Genomic DNA, 21,175 nt, shown 5'->3' on the forward strand with positions numbered 1-21,175 from the left:
CGCACGGTGCGTGTGGAATCAGCCGATGGGAGGACGCGAGATCGGCGGCAGCGGCGGCGCCGGACGGCCAGTGGCCGGCATCGGCTGCGGGGCCAGCGACAGCGCCGGGCCGGCCATGACCGGCAGCGGCAGTACCACCAGCAGGGGGTGCTGGGCACAACTGCGCACGCAGTCCTTGATCTGGCAGTGGGCGTCGTGGGCGGGCGCCTTGGCCTGCGGGGCCTCGTCGGCCTGCATACCCGCGTGGTGGTGGCAGTCGGCAGTGCCGCCATCAACAGCAGTGGCTGCGGCGTGGGCCATCCGGCCCATTTCCTCGTGACCGCTGGCCATGGCCGCGTTCAACCCGTTGAGCAACAGGCTGAGCATGAGCACGACACGGAGCAGGGTCGAGGCCAGGGACATGGCGCTAATCTAGCTGCAAGCGGGCACGGATGCACTTCCGGCTGAATGGCCGGTTCAAGGTTGGAGCTGCACCAATGTATGTAGAGCCGAGCCCATGCTCGGCTGTCGTCCCCGCAGAAGCAGCCGAGCGTGGGCTCGGCTCTACAAGGGCAGCAGCGTAGGAGTAGCGCCGGGTCATGCCCAGCGAGCGCGAAGCGCGGCCGATCCACGGGCCGCCGGGTATGGCCCGCCGCTACCCTTCTTCGCGCACGATCTCGACCAGGCGCGGGCCGTAGCGGCTCAGCTTGGTGCCACCGATGCCGCCGACCCGGGCCAGTTCGTCCAGGCTTGTCGGGCGCTGTTCGGCGATGTTGCGCAGGGTGCTGTCGTGGAAGATCACGAAGGCCGGCACGTTCTGTTCGCGGGCCAGTTCGGCACGCAGGCCGCGCAGCGCGTTGAACAGCGCCAGATCCTGCGGCAGCACCGACAGGCCGGTGCGCTGCGCGCTGCGCTCGCGGCCGCTGGTGCTGCTGGCCGGGTCGCGGCGCATGCTGATCTGGCGGCGGCCGGTCAGCACGTCGCGGCTGGCGTCGGTCAGGCGCAGGCCACCGTGGCCCTCGCTGTCCACTTCCAGCAGGCTGGCGGCGACCAGCTGGCGGAACACGCTGCGCCAGGTGCGCGCATCCAGATCGCGACCGATCGCATAGGTGCTGAGCTTGTCGTGGCCCTGCTGCTTGACCTTCTCGTTCTCGCTGCCACGCAGAACGTCGATCAGGTGGCCGACGCCGAAACGCTGGCCGCTGCGGTAGACACAGCTCAGCGCCTTCTGCGCCGGAATGGTCGCGTCCCATGAGGCCGGCGGCGTCAGGCAGTTGTCGCAGTTGCCGCAGGGCTGGGGATAGGTCTCGCCGAAACCGGCCAGCAGCACCTGGCGACGGCACTGCATCGACTCGCAGTAGCCCAGCAGGTGGTCCAGCTTGGACCGCTCCAGCTGCTTGCGCTCTTCGCCGGCTTCGGACTGCTCGATCATCTGCTTGAGCAGCACCACGTCGCCCAGGCCGTAGCACAGCCAGGCCTCGGCGGCCTCGCCATCGCGGCCGGCGCGACCGGTTTCCTGGTAGTAGCCTTCCATCGACTTGGGCAGGTCGGTATGCGCGACGAAGCGCACGTCCGGCTTGTCGATGCCCATGCCGAAGGCGATGGTGGCGCACATCACGATGCCGTCCTCGCGCAGGAAGCGGCGCTGGTTGCTGGCGCGTACTTCCGGTGGCAGGCCGGCATGGTAGGGCAGGGCGTTGAAGCCCTGGCCGCAGAGGAATTCGGCGGTCTCTTCGACCTTGCGCCGCGACATGCAGTAGACGATGCCGGCCTCGCCACGGTGGCCGCGCAGGAAATCGGTCAGCTGCTTGCGCGCGTTGTCCTTCTGCACCACGGTGTAGCGGATGTTGGGGCGGTCGAAGGAGCTGACGAAGTGGCGTGCTTCCTGCAGATCGAGGCGCTCGGCGATCTCGCGCTGGGTCGGCGGATCGGCGGTGGCGGTCAGCGCGATCCGCGGGATCTGTGGCCAACGCTCGTGCAGCACGGTCAGCTGGCGGTACTCGGGGCGGAAATCATGGCCCCACTGCGACACGCAGTGTGCTTCATCGATGGCGAACAGGGCGATCTGGCTGCGCGACAGCAGCGACAGGAAGCGGCCGGTCAGCAGGCGCTCGGGGGCGACATAGAGCATGTCCAGCTCGCCCGCGAGCAGTTCGCGCTCGACGCGGCCAGCGGTCTCGGCGTCCAGGGTCGAGTTCAGGTACTCGGCACGCACGCCGAGCTGGCGCAGGGCCTCGACCTGGTCCTGCATGAGCGCGATCAGCGGCGAGATGACGATGCCACATCCGTCACGCAGCAGGGCCGGCACCTGGTAGCACAGCGACTTGCCACCGCCGGTGGGCATCAGCACCAAGGCATCGTGACCGGCAGCCACATGCTCCACGATGTCCTGCTGGGGACCACGGAAATCGTCGTAACCAAAGACGCGTTGGAGCAGGTCGTGCGCGGGACGGGAAGCCATCCGGCTAGTTTACCCCGGCGGGGGTGTCTCGGCAGGGCTGCGCCCTGCACCTGCTACAAGCCGGAGCAACGTCAAAGGCAACAGCCGGCTCTGGGGGGCTGCTGGTTGGGCGGGGCGGTGTGGGCTTGCAGGACACGCCGTAAACCCGTCCATGGGGGCTCGATGGCGCCATCCATGGCGCCAACGGTCCTGCAAGCCCACACCGCCCCACCCCCGACAGATTCCGTGTGCTGTTGGTAGGTGTCGACCTTGGTCGACACATCTGTCAGATATCGAATGAATTCATCCGTGTCGACCAAGGTCGACACCTACCAGAGCGGACGCTGTTCCGGCAGATCGCGAAAAACTGTCGAAGGCGGGGTGGGTCCGGTTGCGGGGGCGTGAGCGCCATGGATGGCGCGACCGAGCCTACATGGACGTATTTACGGCGTCCCCCGCAACCGGACCCACCCCGCCAACCCACAGGAAACCAGCTTTTGCTCCGGCTGTTGCCGTTGCAGTGGCCTCTGCGGGTGCAGGGCGCAGCCCTGCCGAGACCCCCAAAACCCTTACTGGAGCAGGGAACGCAGCATCCAGGCGTACTTCTCGTGGGTCTGCAGGCGCTGGGTCATCAGATCCTCGGTCGGCGCGTCGTCACCCTTGGCCGCCACCTCCAGCACTTCACGTGCCGTACGGCAGACCGCTTCGTTGGCGACCACCAACTGGCGTACCATTTCACGCCAGTCCGCACTGTCGGTCAGGCCCGGTTCCTCGGCGATCGAGGTCAGCGCAGCGAATTCCCGGTAGGAGCCCGGGGCATTGAAGCCCAGCGCGCGGATGCGCTCGGCCACGTCGTCCAGTGCCGCCCACTGCTCGGTGTACTGCGTCTCGAACATGGTGTGCAGCGAGTTGAACATCGACCCGGTCACGTTCCAGTGGAAGTTGTGCGTCTTCAGGTAGAGCGTGAACGCATCGGCCTGGAAGCGCGACAGACCGTCGGCGATCTTCTTGCGGTCGCCCTGGGTGATCCCGATATCGATGTTCGGCGCCGACGGTGCCGCCGCTGCAAGCTTCTGCTTGCCGGTCTTGGCCTTGGTCGTGCTCTTGGTCTTCGCCATGGGGTTCCTCCTTGTGGAATCGTTGGCCTTCACAATAAACCGGTCGTGATGACTGGTCGCTTTCAAAGTTTTGAACGAACCGATTGATGAACTCTATCGATAAAAATCCGCCGCCCCGCCTGCGCCAGCAGCGTGCCGCCATCGACGGCGCCATGAGCCGCGACCGGGGCCGTTTGCTGGGAATGCTCTCGCGTTGCCAGGCCAAGCCACAGGATGCGGCGCTGGCCGCCACCTTCGAGCAGGCCTTGCAGGCGTCGGTGCAGCGCCGGCAGGTCCGGGCGCAGCAGCAGCCGTCCATTACTCTGGACCCGCAGCTGCCGATTGCGCGTGAAGCCGACGCCATCATCGGGCTGATCCGCGACCACCAGGTCGTGGTGATCGCCGGTGAAACCGGCTCGGGCAAGACCACCCAGCTGCCGAAACTGTGCCTGGCCGCAGGCCGTGGCCAGGCCGGCATGATCGGCTGCACCCAGCCGCGACGGATTGCCGCACGTGCGGTGGCCAGCCGCGTGGCGCAGGAGCTGCAGAGCGAACTGGGCCAGCTGGTCGGCTACCAGGTGCGTTTCAACGACAAGGTCAGCGAAGACAGCCGCATCAAGTTCATGACCGACGGCATCCTGCTGGCGGAAATCGCCAGCGATCGCTGGTTGTCGAACTACGACACGATCATCGTCGACGAGGCGCACGAACGCAGCCTCAACATCGACTTCCTGCTGGGCTACCTGAAGCAGCTGCTGCGCAAGCGCCCGGACCTGAAGCTGATCGTGACCTCGGCCACCATCGACACCGAACGCTTCGCCCAGCATTTCGACAATGCGCCGGTGATCAGCGTCGAAGGCCGCACCTACCCGGTGGAAGTGCGCTACCGTGCGCTGGAAGGCGAGGGCGAAGAGCAGGGCGAACGCACCGTCAACGACGCCATCGTGTCGGCCATCGACGAGATCACCCGCCTGGATGGGCGCGGCGACGTGCTGATCTTCCTGCCGGGTGAGCGCGAGATCCGCGATGCGCACCAGTCGCTGGAACGGCGCAAGTACCGCAACACCGAGGTGCTGCCACTGTACGCGCGCCTGTCCAACCAGGACCAGGACCGGGTGTTCAATCCCGGGCCGAACCGGCGCATCGTGCTGGCCACCAACGTGGCCGAAACTTCGCTGACGGTGCCGCGCATCCGCTACGTGGTCGATCCGGGCTTTGCCCGCGTCAAGCGCTACAGCCCGCGCAACAAGCTGGACCGCCTGCACATCGAGCCGATCTCGCAGGCCAGCGCCAACCAGCGCAAGGGCCGCTGCGGCCGTATCGCCGAGGGCATCTGCTATCGCCTGTATGCCGAGGCCGATTTCCAGGCGCGGCCGGAGTTCACCGATCCGGAAATCCGCCGCTCCAGCCTGGCCGGGGTGATCCTGCGCATGCTGCAGCTGGGCCTGGGCCGCATCGAGGAGTTCCCGTTCCTGGAAGCGCCGGACGAACGCGCGGTGGCCGATGGCTGGCAACAGCTGACCGAACTGGGCGCCATCGACGCCGAGCGGCGTATGACCACCATCGGCAAGCAGATGGCACGCCTGCCGGTGGACGTGAAGCTGGCGCGCATGCTGGTCGCCGCGCAGGCCGCCGGCTGCCTGCGGCCGATGCTGGTGATCGCCTCGTTCCTGGGCATCCAGGACCCGCGCGAGCGCCCGCCCGAAGCGCGTGGCGCGGCCGACAGCGCGCATGCGCAGTTCGCCGATGGGCGGTCCGAATTCGTCGGCGTGCTGCGCCTGTGGGATGCCTATCGGCAGGCCCACGAAGACCTGACCCAATCCAAGCTGCGCGACTGGTGCGGTCGCCATTTCCTCGGTTTCCTGCGCATGCGCGAATGGCGCGAGCTGCATCGACAGCTGCGCCTGCTGTGCGAAGAACTGGGCTGGAAGGAAGAGGCCAACGAGGCCTCGATGGCGCCGTTGCTGGCTGGCAGCAGTGCACCGGCTCCGGCGCGCGATGACGCCGCTGCAGTGAAGGCCACCCGTGGCCAGCTGCACCGTGCCGCGCGCCTGGCCCGCGAAGGCAAGGCCGAGGCGGCCCCGGCGCCAGTGCCCGTGCGCGCGCAGAAGGAACAGGCACCGGTTGGCGGCGGTTTCAGCGAACGCGTGCGTGCCGCTGCGTACCAGACCCTGCATCGGGCGCTGGTGGCGGGCCTGCCGACGCAGATCGGCCACCGCACCGAGAAGGGCGATTTCCAGGCGCCACGCCAGCGCCGCTTCCTGCCGTTCCCGGGTTCGGCGCTGTCCAAGCGGCCGCCGCCGTGGCTGCTGGTGGCCAACCTGCTGGATACGCAGAAGGTGTGGGGCATGACCCTGGCGGCGATCGAGCCGGACTGGGTGATCGCCGAACTGCCGCACCTGCTGCTGCGCAAGCACTTCGATCCGCACTGGTCGCGCGCGCAGGGCCAGGTGCTGGCCTCCGAGCAGATCAGCCTGTTCGGCCTGGTGCTGGCGCCGAAGAAGCCGGTGCACTACGGCCGCATCGCGCCGGGCGAAGCGCACGACATCTTCGTGCGCCAGGCACTGGTGACCGGTGAGATCAACACCCGCGCCAGCTTCGTGGCCGACAACCAGAAAGTGCTGGAGATCGCCCGCGAGGAAGAAGCCAAGCTGCGCCGTGCTGGCATCGTTGCCGACGAGGACTGGCAGGCGCGCTGGTACCTGGACCGGGTGCCGCCGCAGATCCATTCGGCGGCGGGTCTGGACACCTGGTGGAAGGGGCTGGCGCCGGAACAGCGCAAGACCCTGCACTGGTCCCTGGTCGATCTGTTGCCGGGTGAGGGCAGCGAACAGGAGCGCTATCCGAAGTACCTGCCGCTGGGCCAGGCGCGCCTGCCACTGCATTACCGCTTCGAGCCGGGAGCCGACGACGACGGCGTCACCCTGGACGTGCCGCTGCATCTGCTCAACGCGCTGGACCCGGTGCAACTGGGCTGGCTGGCGCCGGGTTTCGTCGCCGACAAGGCCTCGGCACTGATCCGCAGCCTGCCCAAGGCGATGCGCCGCAACTACGTGCCAGCACCGGACTTCGGTCGCGCATTCTACGAGGCGTTCCCGCAGCCCAGCGCCGATGCCATCACCGGCGAGCTGGCGCGCTTCCTGTCACGTGCGACCGGCGCAACGGTGACGGCGCTCGATTTCGAGCCCGGCTCGATCGAGCCGCACCTGCACATGAACCTGCGGCTGCGCGACGAGCAGGGCAAGGTGCTGGCGACCTCGCGTGATCTGGACACGCTGCGCGCGAAGTTCGGTGGTCGTGCCGGCGATGCCTTCGCTGCACGCGCCGGCCGCGAGATGGCCGTCGATGGCCTGCGTACGTTCCCGGCCACGCCGATTCCTCTGCAGGTACCCGGTGAAGCGGGCGTGCCGGCCTATCCGGCGTTGCTGGACGAGGGCGACAGCGTGGCGCTGCGCATCTTCGCCGATCGCCAGCAGGCGCTGGAGGCCCATCCGCTGGGCGTGCGCCGTCTGCTGGAGATTGCCCTGGCCGAGAAGGTGAAGCAGGCACGCAAGCAGCTGCCGGTCGGTGCCAAGACCGGCCTGTTGTATGCGGCGATCGAGTCGCAGGAACGCCTGCGTGGTGACCTGGTCGATGCGGCGATGAACGCGGTGCTGGCCGAGGGGCTGGAAGACATCCGCGATGCGGCAGCCTTCGAGCAGCGTCGTGAGCATGCGGCCAAGGCGCTGTTTGGCGAGGCCATGTCGCGGCTGAAGCTGGCCGAAACCATCCTGGCGCTGGTGGCGGAACTGAAGCCGATGCTGGAAGCACCGTTGATGGGCTGGGCACGCGGCAATCTGGACGACATGGAAGCGCAGCTGGTCGGGCTGATCCATCCCGGCTTCCTGCGCGACACGCCGGCCGACGCGTTGGCGCAGTACCCGCGCTATCTGAAGGCGATGATCCTGCGCACCGAGCGTGCCAAGCGTGATCCGCCACGTGACCAGGCACGCATGCTGGAACTGCATCCGTTCCTGGAAGCGCTGGAAGCGGGGGAGCAGCAGGGACTGCGCGAGCGCCCGCAATGGCAGGCCCTGCGCTGGGACCTGGAAGAGCTGCGGGTATCGCTGTTCGCGCAGGAGCTGGGTGCACGCACCGGCATCTCGGCGAAGAAGCTGGCGCAGCGGGTGACCGCTCTGCGCCAGGCGTGAATCCGGGCAATGGCCGCCGCGTGGGGCGGCCATTGCCGCCAGGCATCGGCCCGGCGTTGATGTGCGGTGACGGCGTTACTTGGCGCGGCGCACCTTCGGCTGCACGTTCACGCCGTCCACCTTCATGTACCACACGCCCATCAGCCCCGGGCGCATGCTGACCTTGGGGGACTCCTTGCGCGCCCCGGAGTAGTGGGTGGCATCGACCTGCTCCCACTCCTGGCCATTCTGCAGCACGTAGTGGCGGCCCTGGCCGAAGCCACGGAACTCACCCTGCAGGGTGCTTTCGATGGGCTCGCTGCTGCCGAAGTCGAAGAAGCCACGGTTCTTCTTGATCACTTCCTGGCGACCTTCTTCACGCGCTTCCTCGCGAACGGCGGCGACGGCCTGGGTGGTGGCTGACTCGACCTTGCCCTGCAACCAGCGGTTGAGCGCGGCCAACTCGGTGGCGTTGAGCTTGTCCAGGCCCGCAGCCTTGAACTCGGCCGGCGACATCTGCTGCTGCAGGTCGCCTTCCACCACGCGCTGGGCCAGCGCCGGTGCCGACAGCGTCAGCAGTACCGCGGCGCAGGCCAGCAACCGGGGGTGGAAAGGCAGGGCAATCGAAGGCATGGCGGGACTCTCCTGGGTTTGTGCGGAGTGTAGCGGCATGTGCTGATGCCGGGCGATGCAGTCGCGGCGATTGTCCCTGAACGGCGCCGGCGCTAGTGTAGAGGCCTCTGTCTTGCCTGCTCGATGCTGTGAACCGCGCTTCCGTCCCCGGCCTGGATGCCTTGTTGAACCGTCCCTCGGCAGCGGTGCTGCCCGCTCCGCTGCGCCAGGCCCTGCGCGAGCATTGGGAAGCGCCGGAGTGCGACCACCAGATGCGCGCCAGCTGGTCGGTGCTGGGCGACACCCTCGACGCACTGGCGATGCTCTCGGCCGACGAAGGCGCGGTGGTCGCGGCCCTGCTGTTCGATCTGCCCGGCCTGCGCGCCAGCCTGGAGCAACTGCCGCTGGGCAACCACAAGGCCGCGGTGATCGGCCTGCTGGATGGCCAGGATGCGGCCGATCCGGTGTGGGCGCTGCACGCCGGCCGCGAGGCCGGGCGCAACAGCGAAGGCCTGCGCCGCCTGCTGCTGGCGATCATCCGCGACCTGCGCGTGGTGCCGATCCTGCTGGCCCGGCAGCTGGCCCGGATGCGCGCGGCCGACAAGCTGGACGATGAGCAGCGTCGCGCGCTGGCGCAGCTGACCCGTGACATCCATGCACCGCTGGCCAATCGATTGGGCATCTGGCAGCTGAAATGGGAGCTGGAGGACCTGGCGTTCCGCCACCTGGAGCCGGAGACCTATCGGCGCATCGCCCGCGAGGTCGACGAGACCCGCATCGCCCGCGAGCGCTACGTCGAGAACGTCAAGAAGGTGCTGTCGCGCGAACTGGTCGCGCAGGGCATCAAGGCCGAGGTCAGTGGCCGCCCGAAGCACATCTACAGCATCTGGCGGAAGATGCAGAAGAAGCGGCTGGCGTTCGACCAGCTGTACGACATCCGCGCGGTGCGGGTGATGGTCGATGATGTCGCCGCCTGCTACGCCGCGCTGGGCGTGGTGCACGCGCTGTGGGCGCCGGTGCCGAGCGAGTTCGACGATTACATCGCCCGGCCCAAGGCCAACGACTACCGTTCGCTGCATACCGCCGTGGTCGGTCCGGAAGGCCGCACCATCGAAGTGCAGATCCGTACCCACGAGATGCATTCGCAGGCCGAGCTGGGCGTGGCCGCGCACTGGAAGTACAAGGAAGGCGGCAAGGGCGCGGAAAAGTCCTTCGACCGCAAGATCACCTGGATGCGCCAACTGCTGGAGCAGGCGCAGGATGGGCAGGGCAATGAACTGGCCGGGGCGCTCGATGCCGAGCTGACCGAGGACCGGGTCTATGCACTGAGCCCGAAGGACGAGGTGCTGGACCTGCCGCAGGGGGCCACGCCGCTCGATTTCGCCTACCAGGTGCACACGATGGTGGGCCACCGTTGCCGTGGTGCGAAGGTCAATGGCCGTATCGTGCCGCTGACCTACCGCCTGCGCAGCGGCGACCGCGTCGAGATCCTGACCGGCAAGGAGGCCGACCCGCGTCGCGACTGGCTGATGCCGGCCAACGGCTTCCTGGCCAGCAACCGCTCGCGCGAAAAGGTGCGCAGCTGGTTCCACAAGCTGGATCGCGCGCGCAACGTGCAGGCCGGCCGCGAACTGCTTGAGCGCGAACTGAAGCGGCTGGGCCTGCAGCACTCGGACCTGTCGGTGGCGGCGAAGAAGTTCCATGCCGACAGCGTCGACGATCTCTACATCCAGGTGGCGCTGGGTGATACCGGCCCGAACCAGGTCAGCCGTACCCTGCTGGAGGCGGAGCGTGCGGCCAGCCAGCCGGCACCTGCGCCGAGCCTGCCACGCCCGACCGCGCGCCGCGAGAACCTGGGCAAGTCCAAGTTCACCGTGCAGGGCGTGGGCAACCTGCTGGTACAGCTGGCGCGTTGCTGCCAGCCGGTGGCCGGCGAACCGATCGTCGGCTACCTGACCCGTAGCCGGGGTGTCACCGTACATCGTGCAGACTGTGCTGCGCTGGCCCGGCTGGCAGCCACCAGCCCGCAGCGCATCCTGCCGGTGGAGTGGGGCCAGGCCGGCGGTGGCTACGAGGTGGACGTGGTGGTCACTGCAGTCGACCGCCGCTGGCTGCTGAAGGACATCACCAACCTGATCGCCCAGGAAGACGCCTACGTGCTCGACATCCACAGTGACAACGTGCGCAACAGTGGCCGTGCCCATCTGCGCCTGCGCCTGAAGGTGAGCGACTACGGCCAGCTGTCGACCCTGCTGGGCAAGCTGGATGCGCTGCCCGGCGTGAGCGAGGCGCGTCGCCTCGGCTGAGCTTCACGCTGCCCCGGCTACCCTGCACGCATGGAACGCGAGCCTCCGCATCGCCCGCATGGCGCTGAACATCCTGCGCTGGACCGCGTCCGCCGCGAAGGCCGTTGGTGGTGGCTGCAGGCCCGCCACGCGCGCCGGGTGTGGCGCTGGGCGCTGGTCGCGGCGCTGGCGGTGTTCGTGCTGCTGGTGCTGCTGCGCAAGCCGTTGGCTGACTGGTTCTGGGATGAACCGCAGATCGAACAGCTGCTGGTCGAGGGCGATCGTGCGCTTGCCAGCGGCCGACTGAGCGCGGCCGACGGCAGTGGCGCACGCGAACGTTACCAGGCCGTGCTGGCATTGGATGGCGACCGTCCGCAGGCCCGTGAAGGCCTGGCACGAACGGCCGCTGCCGCCCTGCAGCAGGCCCGCGACAAACTTGAGAACAATGATCTCGACGGCAGTGCGCAGGCACTGGCACTGGCCCGCGAACTGCAGGTGCCGCAAGGTGATGCAGATGCCGTCGCCCGCCAGTTGCAGGCACGGCGCAGTGCCGGGGCGGGCATCGGTGCGCTGCTGGCGCAGGCCCGCAATGCCCTCGCTGCCGGGCGGCTCGACGATGGCGACAGCAGTGCACTGCCGCTGTTCCAGCGCATCCTGGCACTGCAGCCAGACAACCTGCCGGCGCTGGAAGGGCGCGAAGATGCACTGAGCGATCTGCTGCAGCATGCGCGTACGCTGGCCGGGCGCGGGGACCTGGCCGAAGCCGCTGCGATCGTGCAGCGCGCGCGCCAGTTCGATGCCGGCCACGCCGATCTGCCCGCCAGCCAGGAAGCGTTGGCGCGGGCGGTCGATCAGCGCCTGAGGCAGGCGCAACGTGCATTGCAGCGGCGGCAGCTGGACGTGGCGGCCAAGGGGTTCCTGGCGGTTCTTGCGGTGGCGGCCGATGATCCCAATGCCCAGCGCGGCCGCGAACAGGCGTTGCAGGCCGTACTGGCACGCAGCCAGAAGCAGGCCGACGACTTCCAGTTCGAGGCGGCGCAGGCGGATGCCGCGCTGGCGGAAGAACTGGGCGCCTCGCCGGCCGCACGACAGCAGCTCGCACAGCGTCTGCAGCGCGCACACCAGGCGCAGAAGGCGCTGCAGCAGCCGTCGGTCAGCAACACGCAGCGCGAGCGCCAACTGCGCGACCACCTGCGCAGGATCGAGCGCGCCGAACGCGCTGGGCAATGGATCAGCCCCCCCGGCCACAGTGCGTTCGACGCGTTGCGCGAAGCGCAGTCACTGGCGCCACGCGATGCACGGGTGAAGGCCGCTGCAGCCCGCCTGTTGCCGGCCAGCCGAAGTTGTTTCGACGACAACCTGCGGCAGAATCGCGTGCAGGCGGCCGGTGCCTGCCTGCAGGCGTGGCAGACCCTGTCGCCGACCGCGGCTGGACTTCCCGCGGCACGGCTGCGCCTGGCCCAGCGCTGGCTGGCGATCGGCAGCGAACGGCTCGGCAATGGAGACCTGGCGTTTGCCGCACACGCCGCCGAACAGGCCCGGTTGCTGCAACCGGACCTGGCCGAGCTGCCGGCGTTCGAAGATCGCCTGCGCCGCGCCGGCGGTCGCCCGGACTAGGTGAAGAACACCCGCTGCACGGTCGCGCGGGCAGCGTCGAGGGAGAAGTGCTCTGCGATGTTGGCCAGGCCGGCGTCGGACAACTGCTGCCACAGCTGCGGATCCTGGTACAGGCGGACCACCGCATCGGCGAAGCCCGCCGCATCATCGGCCACCAGCACGTCCTGGCCCGGGAGCAGGTGCATCCCTTCCACGGCGCAGGTGGTACCGACCACCGGCTGGCCATGGGCCATGCTCAGGTTGATCTTGCCCTTCACGCCGGCGCCGAAGCGCAGTGGCGCGATGGAAATGCGGGCACCGTCCATGTAAGGCGTGATGTCCTCGACGAAGCCATGCATCTGCACGCCCGGCTGGCGAGCGGCCAACGCCAGCAGCGATTCCGGCGTGGCGGCACCGATGCAGTGCAGGCGTACCTCGGGCAGACGGGCGCGGATGCCGGCAAAGACTTCGCCGATGAACCACTCCATGGCATCCAGGTTCGGCGGATGGCGGAAGCCACCGACGAACACCAGGTCATGGCGCTGTTCGAACGGCTTGCCGGCGCCGGCGACGTCGTGCAGGTTGGAGATCAGCTCCACCTGCACGGAAGGGGCGTCGGCCTGCAGCTGCTCGCGCTCGGCGGCACTGACCAGCACGGTGATGTCGCACTGCTCCATCACCGCCAGTTCGCTGGTACGGGTGCGCTCGGCGGCCCGTAGCAGGCTGGTGTCGCCGGCGACTTCGGCACCGCGGCGTTCGCGCAGGTAGTGCAGGTCCACGGTGTCGAATACCGTGCGTGCCTGCGGGGCATAGCGCTTCAGCAGCGGCAGGCACTCGTGGGCAACATGATGGCGGACCAGCAGCGCCACGTCGAAGCGCGCACCGTGCGTGCGCAGCCAGCCGGCCACGCCATCAATGAACGGCGCGTACCAGACTTCCACGCCCATCCGCTGCAGCGCCTCGGTGGCAGCGCCGCCGTGTTCGCGGCGGGTGGGGACGAACACCACGTGAGCGCCGCCCTGCAGCAGCAGGCGGATCAGGTTGACCTGGCGCAGCGAGGCGGAATCGCGATCGGGCCTCGGGACTTCCTCATCGAGGATCAGCACCTGGCGGCGGCCGCGCTGCAGCAGCGCAGGCGACGGCACCGCACCCACTGCAGGATGGTGGGCCAGCTCGGCCGCCCACTTGGTCGCAAAGATGGCCTGGTTGCGCACCTGGTAGGCCTTCACCCCGCTGCCGGTATCGGTGCCGTTGCTGGTGCCTTCATCGTGGACCACGCGGCTGGCCGGCTGCACCAGCACTCGCAGGCCCTGGGCGCGAACGCGGAAAGCCAGATCGGTGTCCTCGTAGTACGCCGGCTTGTAACGGGTATCGAAGCCGCCCAGCTGCTGCCAGAGGGCGCGCGGCAGCATCAGCGCCGCGCCGGAGCAGTAGTCGACGTCACGCAGGCTGGCAAAGCGCGGGTCGTCGGCGGCCTCGAAGCGGCCGTAGCTCCAGCCGCTGCCGTCGGCGAAGATCACGCCCCCCGATTCCTGCAGTCGGCCATCCGGGTACAGCAGTTGGCTGCCGACCAGCCCGGCCTCGGGGGTATTGGCGAACGTGTCCAGCAGTGCATCCAGCCAGCCCGGCTGCGGCACCGTATCGTTGTTGAGCAGCACCACGAAGCGGCCGCGTGCGCGTGCGACGCCGTCATTGCAGGCTTCGATGAAGCCGCCATTGCGCTCACGTACCTCATAGCGCAGTCCGGCCACCTGTGGCATCCACTGCGGGGTGGTGTCACTGCTGCCGTCATCCACCACCAGGATCTCGCAGGCCGCCGCCGGCGGGTGCGCTGCCAGGGCACGCAGGCAGGCCAGGGTGTGGCCGACGTGGTTGTAGACCGGGATGACGATGCTCACTTCCGGCGTTTCACTGAACGGCACCGTGAACGGGGCGAACGCTTGTTCCGGTGGCAGGAACAACGGCGTGCGTGGGGCGGGGACGGCGCGCTGGGTGTGCACGCGGATGCGCTGCCAGGTCGCCCGCCACCCACGGGTACGCAGGCTGGCCAGGCTCCGGCGGGCCAGGCCCGACAGGCGGTTGATCAGGTATCGGATCTCGGCCAGGGACATCGCCATCCGGTTGCAACTCCAGCTTAAGCAGGGGAACCCGGGAGAATCCGCCAGCCGCAGCGGCTGGGGTAGACTCGCCAGACCTTACATTCTCGCATCCCCGTGCCCCGACGCTACGATTCCGACGACATCGACGATTTCGACGACGACGACCAGCAGGACAACGGCCCGCTGTGGCGGCGCCGGCTGATCACCTGGAGCATGGCTGCGGTCGCGTTGGGATTGGGTTTCCTGATCCCCTATGCGCTGTACCTGAACCAGCAGGTCACCCAACGCTTCGGTGAACTGCGCTGGCAGATCCCGACCCGTGTGTACGCGCGTCCGCTGGTGCTCACGCCCGGCAAGGCAATGGATGCGGCGACCCTGAAGACCGAGCTGGCCGCTTCTGCCTACCGCGATGACGGCCAGGGCAAGGAGCCAGCCACCTATGCGGTGAACGGCGGGCGTTTCGTCATTTCCAGCCGCGGCTACAACGATGTCGACGGCCGGGTCGCCCCGCGCCGGCTGGAACTGTCGTTGTCCGACGGTGCGGTCGCGTCGCTGCGTGATGCCGACAACCGCAAGGCGCTGAAGGCCGCACGGCTGGACCCGGCGCGCATCGCCACCCTGTACGGGCAGAAGCAGGAAGAACGCCGCCTGATCCGCATGGATGAGGCGCCGGACCTGCTGGTGACCGGCCTGCAGGCGGTGGAGGACAAGGACTTCAACCGCCACCACGGCATCGACCTGTCCGGCATCGCCCGTGCGGTGTGGGTGACCATCCGCTCCGGTGGCCAGAGCCGCCAGGGCGCCTCTACGCTGACCCAGCAGCTGGCCCGCAGCGGCCTGCTCGGCATCGGCAAGGAACAGACGGTCACCCGCAAGTTCAACGAAGTGCTCTACGCGCTGATCATGGAAGCGCGCTACGACAAGCGCACCATCTTCGAGGCCTACCTCAACCAGGTGTACCTGGGCCAGCGCGGCAGCCAGGCGATCCATGGCATGTCCTCCGGTGCCGAGTTCTGGTTCGGCCGCGACCTGTCGTCGCTGGAAACCGAGCAGATCGCGCTGCTGATCGGCCTGGTCAAAGGCCCGTCCTTCTATGATCCGCGGCGCAACCCGGAACGTGCGCTGGACCGCCGCAACTTCGTGCTGGGCAAGCTGCACGAGGCCACGCTGATCGACGACGCCGAGTACCAACGTGCGCTGAAAGCGCCGCTGGGGGTGCCCAAGACCCCCGGCCTGGTTGCGGCCAACCGCTTCCCGGCCTACGTCGATCTGGTTCGCCGCCAGCTCGGCCATGATTATCCGGAATCGGCACTGCAGGGGGCCGGCCTGAGCGTGATGACCGGCATGTCGCCGTCCGCGCAGGCCTATGCCGAAGGTGCGGTGACCCGCACCATCAAGTCGCTGGAAAGCAAGCGTCGCCCCGAACTGCAGGCCGGCATGGTGCTGACCGACGTGCACAACGGCGACGTGCTGGCCGTGATCGGCAGCCGTGAAGTGTCCGAGGTCGGTTTCAACCGTGCGATCGAGGCACAGCGCCCGGTCGGTTCGCTGCTGAAGCCGTTCGTGTACCTGCTGGCGCTGGCACAGCCGGACCGCTATTCGCTGGCCAGCTGGGTCGACGATTCACCGGTGACCGTCCAGCTCGGCCGTGGCCGCAACTGGACCCCTGGCAACGCGGACAACCGCAGCCATGGCACCGTGCGCCTGATCGACGCGCTGGCGCATTCCTACAACCAGGCCACGGTGCGCGTGGGCATGCAGGTCGGCCCCGAACGCGTGACCCAGCTGATCCACGTGCTGGCCGGCATCAAGGCCGAGGCGAATCCGGCGGTGATCCTCGGCTCGACCGACCAGAGCCCGTACGCGATGGCGCAGCTGTACCAGTTCCTCGCGTCCGGCGGTGAGATCCAGCCGCTGCACGCGGTGCGTGGCGTGCTCGACCCGCAGGGCAAACTGCTCAAGCGGTATGACAAGACTCCGGCACCGGCCCAGGAAGGTGACTCGATCGCCGCCAACCTGATCAGCGTCGGCCTGCAGCAGGTGGTCGCCAGTGGTACCGCGCAGCGACTGAATGCCGATGGCCTGGGCCGCCTGCAGCCGGCCGGCAAGACCGGCACCACCAACGACGGCCGTGACAGCTGGTATGCCGGCTATACCGGTGATCATCTGGCGGTGATCTGGATCGGCAACGACCAGAACGAGCAGGCCGGCCTGTACGGCGCCACCGGTGCGATGCGGGTGTGGTCGGGTATCTTCCAGCGCCTGCCGAGTGCCCCGCTGCGGGTCAGCAACAAGGGCCTGGACTGGCAGTCGGTGGCACCCACCGGTCTCAACACGACCGATGAAGGCTGCCCGGGTGCCCGCCGCTTCCCGTTCGTGGTCGGCTACGCTCCGGCATATGCACCGTGCGCACCGGCGACGTCGCCGGATGGGCAGGGCGGTGCCGAAGGCGAAGGCGGTGGCTGGCGTAGCTGGTTCGGACTGGACCGCAAGCCGGAAGCGCCTGCCGAACCTGCCGCGGCACCTGCCGCAGCCTCTCCTCCTCCGAGCCGATGATGTCGATGAACATGCGATCCCTGTTGCAGCCCCTGGCCTTGACCGGCCTTAGTCTGGCCCTGGCCGCCTGCGTGAGCAGCGCACCGCCGGTGGTCAAGCCGGTCGATACCACCACGCCGGCGCAGCGTCTGGCCGCCGTGAACGCAGCTGCGGGTCCGGACGACAAGGAGCTGTCGGTGCAGCCGCTGCGTGATTCGCAGGTGGAAGATCTGCGGGTGACCGCGCAGGCGCAGCGCCAGGCCAACGATCTGGCCGGTGCCGCCAGCAGCCTGGACCATGCGCTGGAGATCGTGGCGGGTGACCCGGCGGTGCTGCAGGAGCGCGCCGAGCTGGCGCTGCTGCAGGGCCAGTGGGCGCTGGCGGAGACGTTCGCGCGCAAGGCGATCGACCTGGGTTCGAAGACGGGGCCGCTGTGCCGCCGACACTGGGCGACGATCGAGCAGTCGCGCCTGGCGCGGGGCGAGAAGGAAAATGCGGTGTCGGCGCATGCGCAGATTGAAGGTTGCACGGTGCCGGGGATCAAGCGGTACTGAGGTATTCCACTCCATCGGGCGCTGCCCCCTCTGCGGCGCGCGCTCGCACTGATGGATACTGGTGATGGGCCGGGTAGGTGGGGCGTGCAGGACACGCCGTAAACCCATCCCTGGGGGCTCGATGGCGCCATCCATGGCGCCAACGGTCCTGCACGCCCCACCCACCCGGCCTGCCATACATCGCGCGGGCCGCAGGCAAGAACAAAATCAAAATCAAAAGCGGGTCGCGCGCTGCGCGCGCTCGCTGCCGTTTCCTTTCTTCTTTCCCCGTTACTCCCACCGCTTCTGAGCTGCCAGTCGAGCATGCTCGACTTTGCGAAGCCTGTCCCTCCGTCACCGGGAAACTGTCGAAGGCGGGGGACTGTGGGTTTGCGGGGTGTCCGCGGCATGGATGCCGCGGCCAAGCCCCCAGGGACGGGTTTACGGCGTCCCCGCAAACCCACAGTCCCCCGCCAGCCCTCAGTACAACCCAGAGCCGTGAACAGAGCTGTTGCCGTTGCTTGTGCTCCGGCCTGAAACGGGTGCCGGGCAGCGCCCGGCCGGGTATCCTTTCCCTCTGATGTCCGACCTTGTCCATGCCAGCCGCGAAGCCCTCAGCGACGGCGGCGCGCTCGCCTCGCATCTGGATGCCTTCGTCCCGCGTCCGGCCCAGCTGCATCTGACCGAAGCCATCGCCGATGCGCTGCAGCAGCGTGATCTGCTGCTGGCCGAGGCCGGTACTGGTACCGGCAAGACCTTCGCCTACCTGGTGCCGGTGCTGCTGTCCGGGCTGCGCACCATCATCTCCACCGGTACCCGCGCGCTGCAGGACCAGCTCTACCACCGCGATCTGCCACGGGTGCGCCAGGCGCTCGGTGTCGGCCTGCGCAGCGCGCTGCTGAAGGGGCGCGCGAACTACCTGTGCCGCTATCGCCTGCAGCAGGCACGCGGTGAGCCGCGTTTTTCCAGCCCCGAACAGGCGGCGCAGTTCCAGCGCATCCTGGCCTGGTCCGGTCGCTCGGAGTTCGGTGACATCGCCGAACTGGAAGGCCTGGCCGACGACTCGCCGCTGCTGCCGATGGTCACCTCCACCGTCGACAATTGCCTGGGCACCGATTGCCCGTTCTGGGACGATTGCTTCGTGGTGCGCGCGCGACAACGCGCGCAGGCCGCCGACGTGGTGGTGGTCAACCATCATCTGTTGCTGGCCGACCTGGCACTGAAGCAGGATGGCTTCGGTGAACTGTTGCCGGGCGCGCAGGCCTTCGTCATCGACGAGGCGCACCAGCTGCCGGAACTGGCTGCACAGTTCTTCGGCGAGGGTTTCGGCATGCGACCGTGGCAGGAGCTCGGGCGCGATTGCCTGGCAGAAGCACGCGGGGTGGGCGGCGCGCAGTCGGCGTTGCAGGAGCCGGTCGACCAGTTGCAGCAGGCGTTGTTGGCGCTGCGTTCGGCGATGGAAGGGCTGCCGCCACGTGGCACGCAATGGCGCGCACTGGCGATGCCGCAGGTACGCGACGGCTTCGATACGGTGATGGCAGGGTTGGTAACGCTGGAGCAGGCATTGCAGCCGCTGCGCGAAACGGCGGCGGGCCTGGATGCCTGCCATGCACGGGCGCGCGAGGCGGTCTCGCGGCTCAGCCGCTGGCTGGGCGATGACGAACCTGCCCTCGATTTCGATACTGACCCGGCGGAAACCGCCACTGCCGCCGATGTGCTCTGGTACGAACTCACCCCGCGCGGTTTCCGCTGCCAGCGCACGCCGATGGATGTGTCCGGTCCGTTGCGCGAGCACCGCGAACGCAGTCGTGCGGCATGGATCTTCACCTCGGCGACGCTGACCGTCGGTGGCGGTTTCGATCACATCGCCACGCGCCTGGGCCTGGACGACCCCCACGCGCTGGTCCAGCCAAGCCCGTTCAACTGGCCGGAGCAGGCGTTGTGCTACCTGCCCGAAGGCCTGCCTGATCCGGCCGCGCGGGGCTTCGGCACTGCGCTGATCCAGACCCTGCGACCCGTGCTGCAGGCCTCGCAGGGCAGGGCCTTCCTGTTGTTCGCTTCGCATCGCGCGCTGCGCGAGGCCGCCGAGGCACTGCGCGACGGGCCATGGCCGTTGTTCGTGCAGGGCGAGGCGCCGCGCGCGACGCTGCTGCAGCGCTTCCGTGAATCCGGCAATGGCGTGCTGCTCGGTTCGGCCAGTTTCCGCGAGGGTGTGGACGTGGTCGGCGAAGCACTGAGCGTGGTGATGATCGACAAGCTGCCGTTCGCGGCACCGGATGACCCGGTGTACGAGGCGCGGCTGGAGGCGATCCGCAGCCAGGGCGGCAATCCGTTCCGCGACGAGCAGTTGCCGCAGGCGGTGATCGCGCTGAAGCAGGGCGTCGGCCGTCTGATCCGCAGCGAGAGCGACCGCGGCGTGCTGGTGCTGTGCGACCCGCGCCTGCTCAATCGGGGGTATGGCCGGGTCTTCCTCGATTCGCTGCCGCCATTCCGCCGTACCCGCAGCCTGGCCGATGTGCAGGCCTTCTTTACGCCACAATGGGCGCCCGTGGCCGATGATGCGGCTGCCCCGGTCGCTGTAGCGACCGGTCCCGAGCCGGCGCCCGGTGCCACGTTCCCCCTGTTCTGACCCGATCCGATGAAACTGCTCGCCTTTGAAACCGCCACCGAAGCCTGTTCCGTTGCCCTGCATGTCGACGGACAGGTACTGGAACGCTTCGAGATTGCCCCGCGTCGGCACGCCGAACTGAGCCTGCCGTGGGCGGAGGCGCTGCTGGCCGAAGCCGGCATCAGCCGCCGCCAGCTGGACGGTATCGCGCTCAGCCGCGGCCCGGGTGCGTTCACCGGCGTGCGCCTGGCGATCGCCATTGCCCAAGGCATTGCGCTGGCACTGGATCGGCCATTGCTGCCGGTCTCGACACTGCAGGTGCTGGCGGTGCGGGCACCGGCGGAAGAAACGCAGATCCTGTCGGCGATCGATGCGCGGATGGGCGAACTCTACGTTGCCCGCTTCGAGCGCGTGGACGGCCTGCCGGTGGCGCGCGATGCAGAACGTGTGTGCGCACCTGCCGCGGTGGCGCTGCCGGAAGGGCTGTCCGCCTACGGCGTCGGTACCGGTTTCGGTGCAGCCGAGGGCGCGCTTGTTTCGCAGTTGGGCGCTGGCCTGCGCGGCTTTGATGCCACTGCGCTGCCGCGGGCATCGGACGTGCTGGCACTGGCGGTGCCGGCCTTCGCGCGCGGCGAAGCCATCGCACCGGAGAAGGTCGAGCCGGCGTACCTGCGTGACAACGTGGCGCTGACCCTGGTCGAGCAACAGGCGGCGCGCGAGGCGAAGGCGAAGGCCAACGGCTGAGCCCCTCGTGGCGGGGGGCGAAAGCACAAGCCGCGCTGGGCCGGGCGGGGTGGGTTCGCGGGGGACGCCGTGAACCCATCCCTGGGGGCTTGGCCGCGGCATCCATGCCGCGGACACCCCCGCGAACCCACCCCGCCCGGCCACGGACAGTTTCCGTGTGCGTCCGCCACGGAAAATCAAAAAAAATCAAAGTCAAAAGCGGGTCGCTTCGCTCGCATCCACGCGTGGCGTGGATGTGTGTCGACCAAGGTCGACACCTACCGATAGCAAAAATGCGTCGCGATCTGTCAAATGTGGGGCGGTGTGGGCTTGCAGGACCGTTGGCGCCATGGATGGCGCCATCGAGCCCCCAGGGACGGGTTTACGGCGAGTCCTGCAAGCCCACACCGCCCCGCCAAACCCAAAGCCCAACCGCAGCTCTTGATCTTGCTGTTGCAGTTGCTTGGGCTTGCAGCGGGTCCCGGGCCGCAGGCCCGGG

12 protein-coding genes are annotated in these 21,175 nt (G+C 68.4%); 7 read left to right on the forward strand and 5 right to left on the reverse strand.

Annotated features, from left to right (window positions below; genetic code table 11):
• Nucleotides 1–18 precede the first annotated feature (18 nt).
• The 3 genes from VPH47_RS04710 to VPH47_RS04720 form a co-directional block, all read right to left on the reverse strand.
• Entirely contained in the window at nt 19–402 is a 384-nt protein-coding gene (locus VPH47_RS04710) for a CopL family metal-binding regulatory protein (protein ID WP_180854649.1), read from the reverse strand.
• A gap of 232 nt (nt 403–634) precedes the next feature.
• On the reverse strand, nt 635–2,440 hold the full coding sequence (gene recQ, locus VPH47_RS04715) for a DNA helicase RecQ (RefSeq protein WP_049463264.1): 1,806 nt from the start codon (nt 2,438–2,440) through the stop codon (nt 635–637).
• Nucleotides 2,441–2,988: 548 nt separating this feature from the next.
• Nucleotides 2,989–3,537 carry a Dps family protein gene (locus tag VPH47_RS04720; protein WP_005410730.1) on the reverse strand — a complete coding sequence of 183 codons (549 nt, stop codon included), beginning with the start codon at nt 3,535–3,537 and terminating at the stop codon, nt 2,989–2,991.
• Between the two features lie 86 nt (nt 3,538–3,623).
• Here VPH47_RS04720 and hrpA point away from each other — a divergent pair, with 86 nt between their 5' ends.
• Nucleotides 3,624–7,706, forward strand: a complete 4,083-nt coding sequence (gene hrpA / locus VPH47_RS04725; protein WP_368850233.1) for an ATP-dependent RNA helicase HrpA — start codon at nt 3,624–3,626, stop codon at nt 7,704–7,706.
• A gap of 75 nt (nt 7,707–7,781) precedes the next feature.
• Here the strand turns inward: hrpA and VPH47_RS04730 are convergent, their stop codons facing one another.
• Nucleotides 7,782–8,318: a hypothetical protein gene (locus VPH47_RS04730; protein WP_368850234.1), complete on the reverse strand. Its 537-nt coding sequence runs from the start codon at nt 8,316–8,318 to the stop codon at nt 7,782–7,784.
• 128 nt (nt 8,319–8,446) lie between these two features.
• On the opposite strand from VPH47_RS04730, the gene VPH47_RS04735 reads away from it, so the two are divergent.
• Nucleotides 8,447–10,603 carry a bifunctional (p)ppGpp synthetase/guanosine-3',5'-bis(diphosphate) 3'-pyrophosphohydrolase gene (locus tag VPH47_RS04735; protein WP_110713273.1) on the forward strand — a complete coding sequence of 719 codons (2,157 nt, stop codon included), beginning with the start codon at nt 8,447–8,449 and terminating at the stop codon, nt 10,601–10,603.
• 30 nt (nt 10,604–10,633) lie between these two features.
• Nucleotides 10,634–12,199 carry a hypothetical protein gene (locus tag VPH47_RS04740; protein ID WP_368850235.1) on the forward strand — a complete coding sequence of 522 codons (1,566 nt, stop codon included), beginning with the start codon at nt 10,634–10,636 and terminating at the stop codon, nt 12,197–12,199.
• On the opposite strand, the gene VPH47_RS04745 is transcribed toward VPH47_RS04740, so the two are convergent.
• A complete protein-coding gene (locus VPH47_RS04745; protein WP_368850236.1) occupies nt 12,196–14,295 on the reverse strand; it encodes a glycosyltransferase in 2,100 nt (699 codons plus the stop codon). The genes VPH47_RS04740 and VPH47_RS04745 overlap by 4 nt on opposite strands.
• Before the next feature lie 96 nt (nt 14,296–14,391).
• On the opposite strand from VPH47_RS04745, the gene mrcB reads away from it, so the two are divergent.
• The 4 genes from mrcB (at nt 14,392) to tsaB (ending at nt 20,697) form a co-directional block, all read left to right on the forward strand.
• Complete coding sequence (gene mrcB / locus VPH47_RS04750; RefSeq protein ID WP_368850237.1) at nt 14,392–16,833, forward strand: penicillin-binding protein 1B; 2,442 nt, start codon at nt 14,392–14,394, stop codon at nt 16,831–16,833.
• Nucleotides 16,834–16,844: 11 nt separating this feature from the next.
• The gene (locus VPH47_RS04755; RefSeq protein ID WP_368851569.1) at nt 16,845–17,366 is read left to right on the forward strand and encodes a hypothetical protein; all 522 of its coding nucleotides are present in this window, start codon (nt 16,845–16,847) and stop codon (nt 17,364–17,366) included.
• 559 nt (nt 17,367–17,925) lie between these two features.
• Nucleotides 17,926–19,974 carry an ATP-dependent DNA helicase gene (locus tag VPH47_RS04760; RefSeq protein ID WP_368850238.1) on the forward strand — a complete coding sequence of 683 codons (2,049 nt, stop codon included), beginning with the start codon at nt 17,926–17,928 and terminating at the stop codon, nt 19,972–19,974.
• Nucleotides 19,975–19,983: 9 nt separating this feature from the next.
• A complete protein-coding gene (tsaB, locus tag VPH47_RS04765) occupies nt 19,984–20,697 on the forward strand; it encodes a tRNA (adenosine(37)-N6)-threonylcarbamoyltransferase complex dimerization subunit type 1 TsaB (RefSeq protein ID WP_368850239.1) in 714 nt (237 codons plus the stop codon).
• Nucleotides 20,698–21,175: the final 478 nt, after the last annotated feature.

The sequence above is a fragment of the Stenotrophomonas sp. WED208 genome (genome assembly GCF_040984485.1).
Taxonomy (GTDB): Bacteria; Pseudomonadota; Gammaproteobacteria; order Xanthomonadales; family Xanthomonadaceae; genus Stenotrophomonas; species Stenotrophomonas riyadhensis.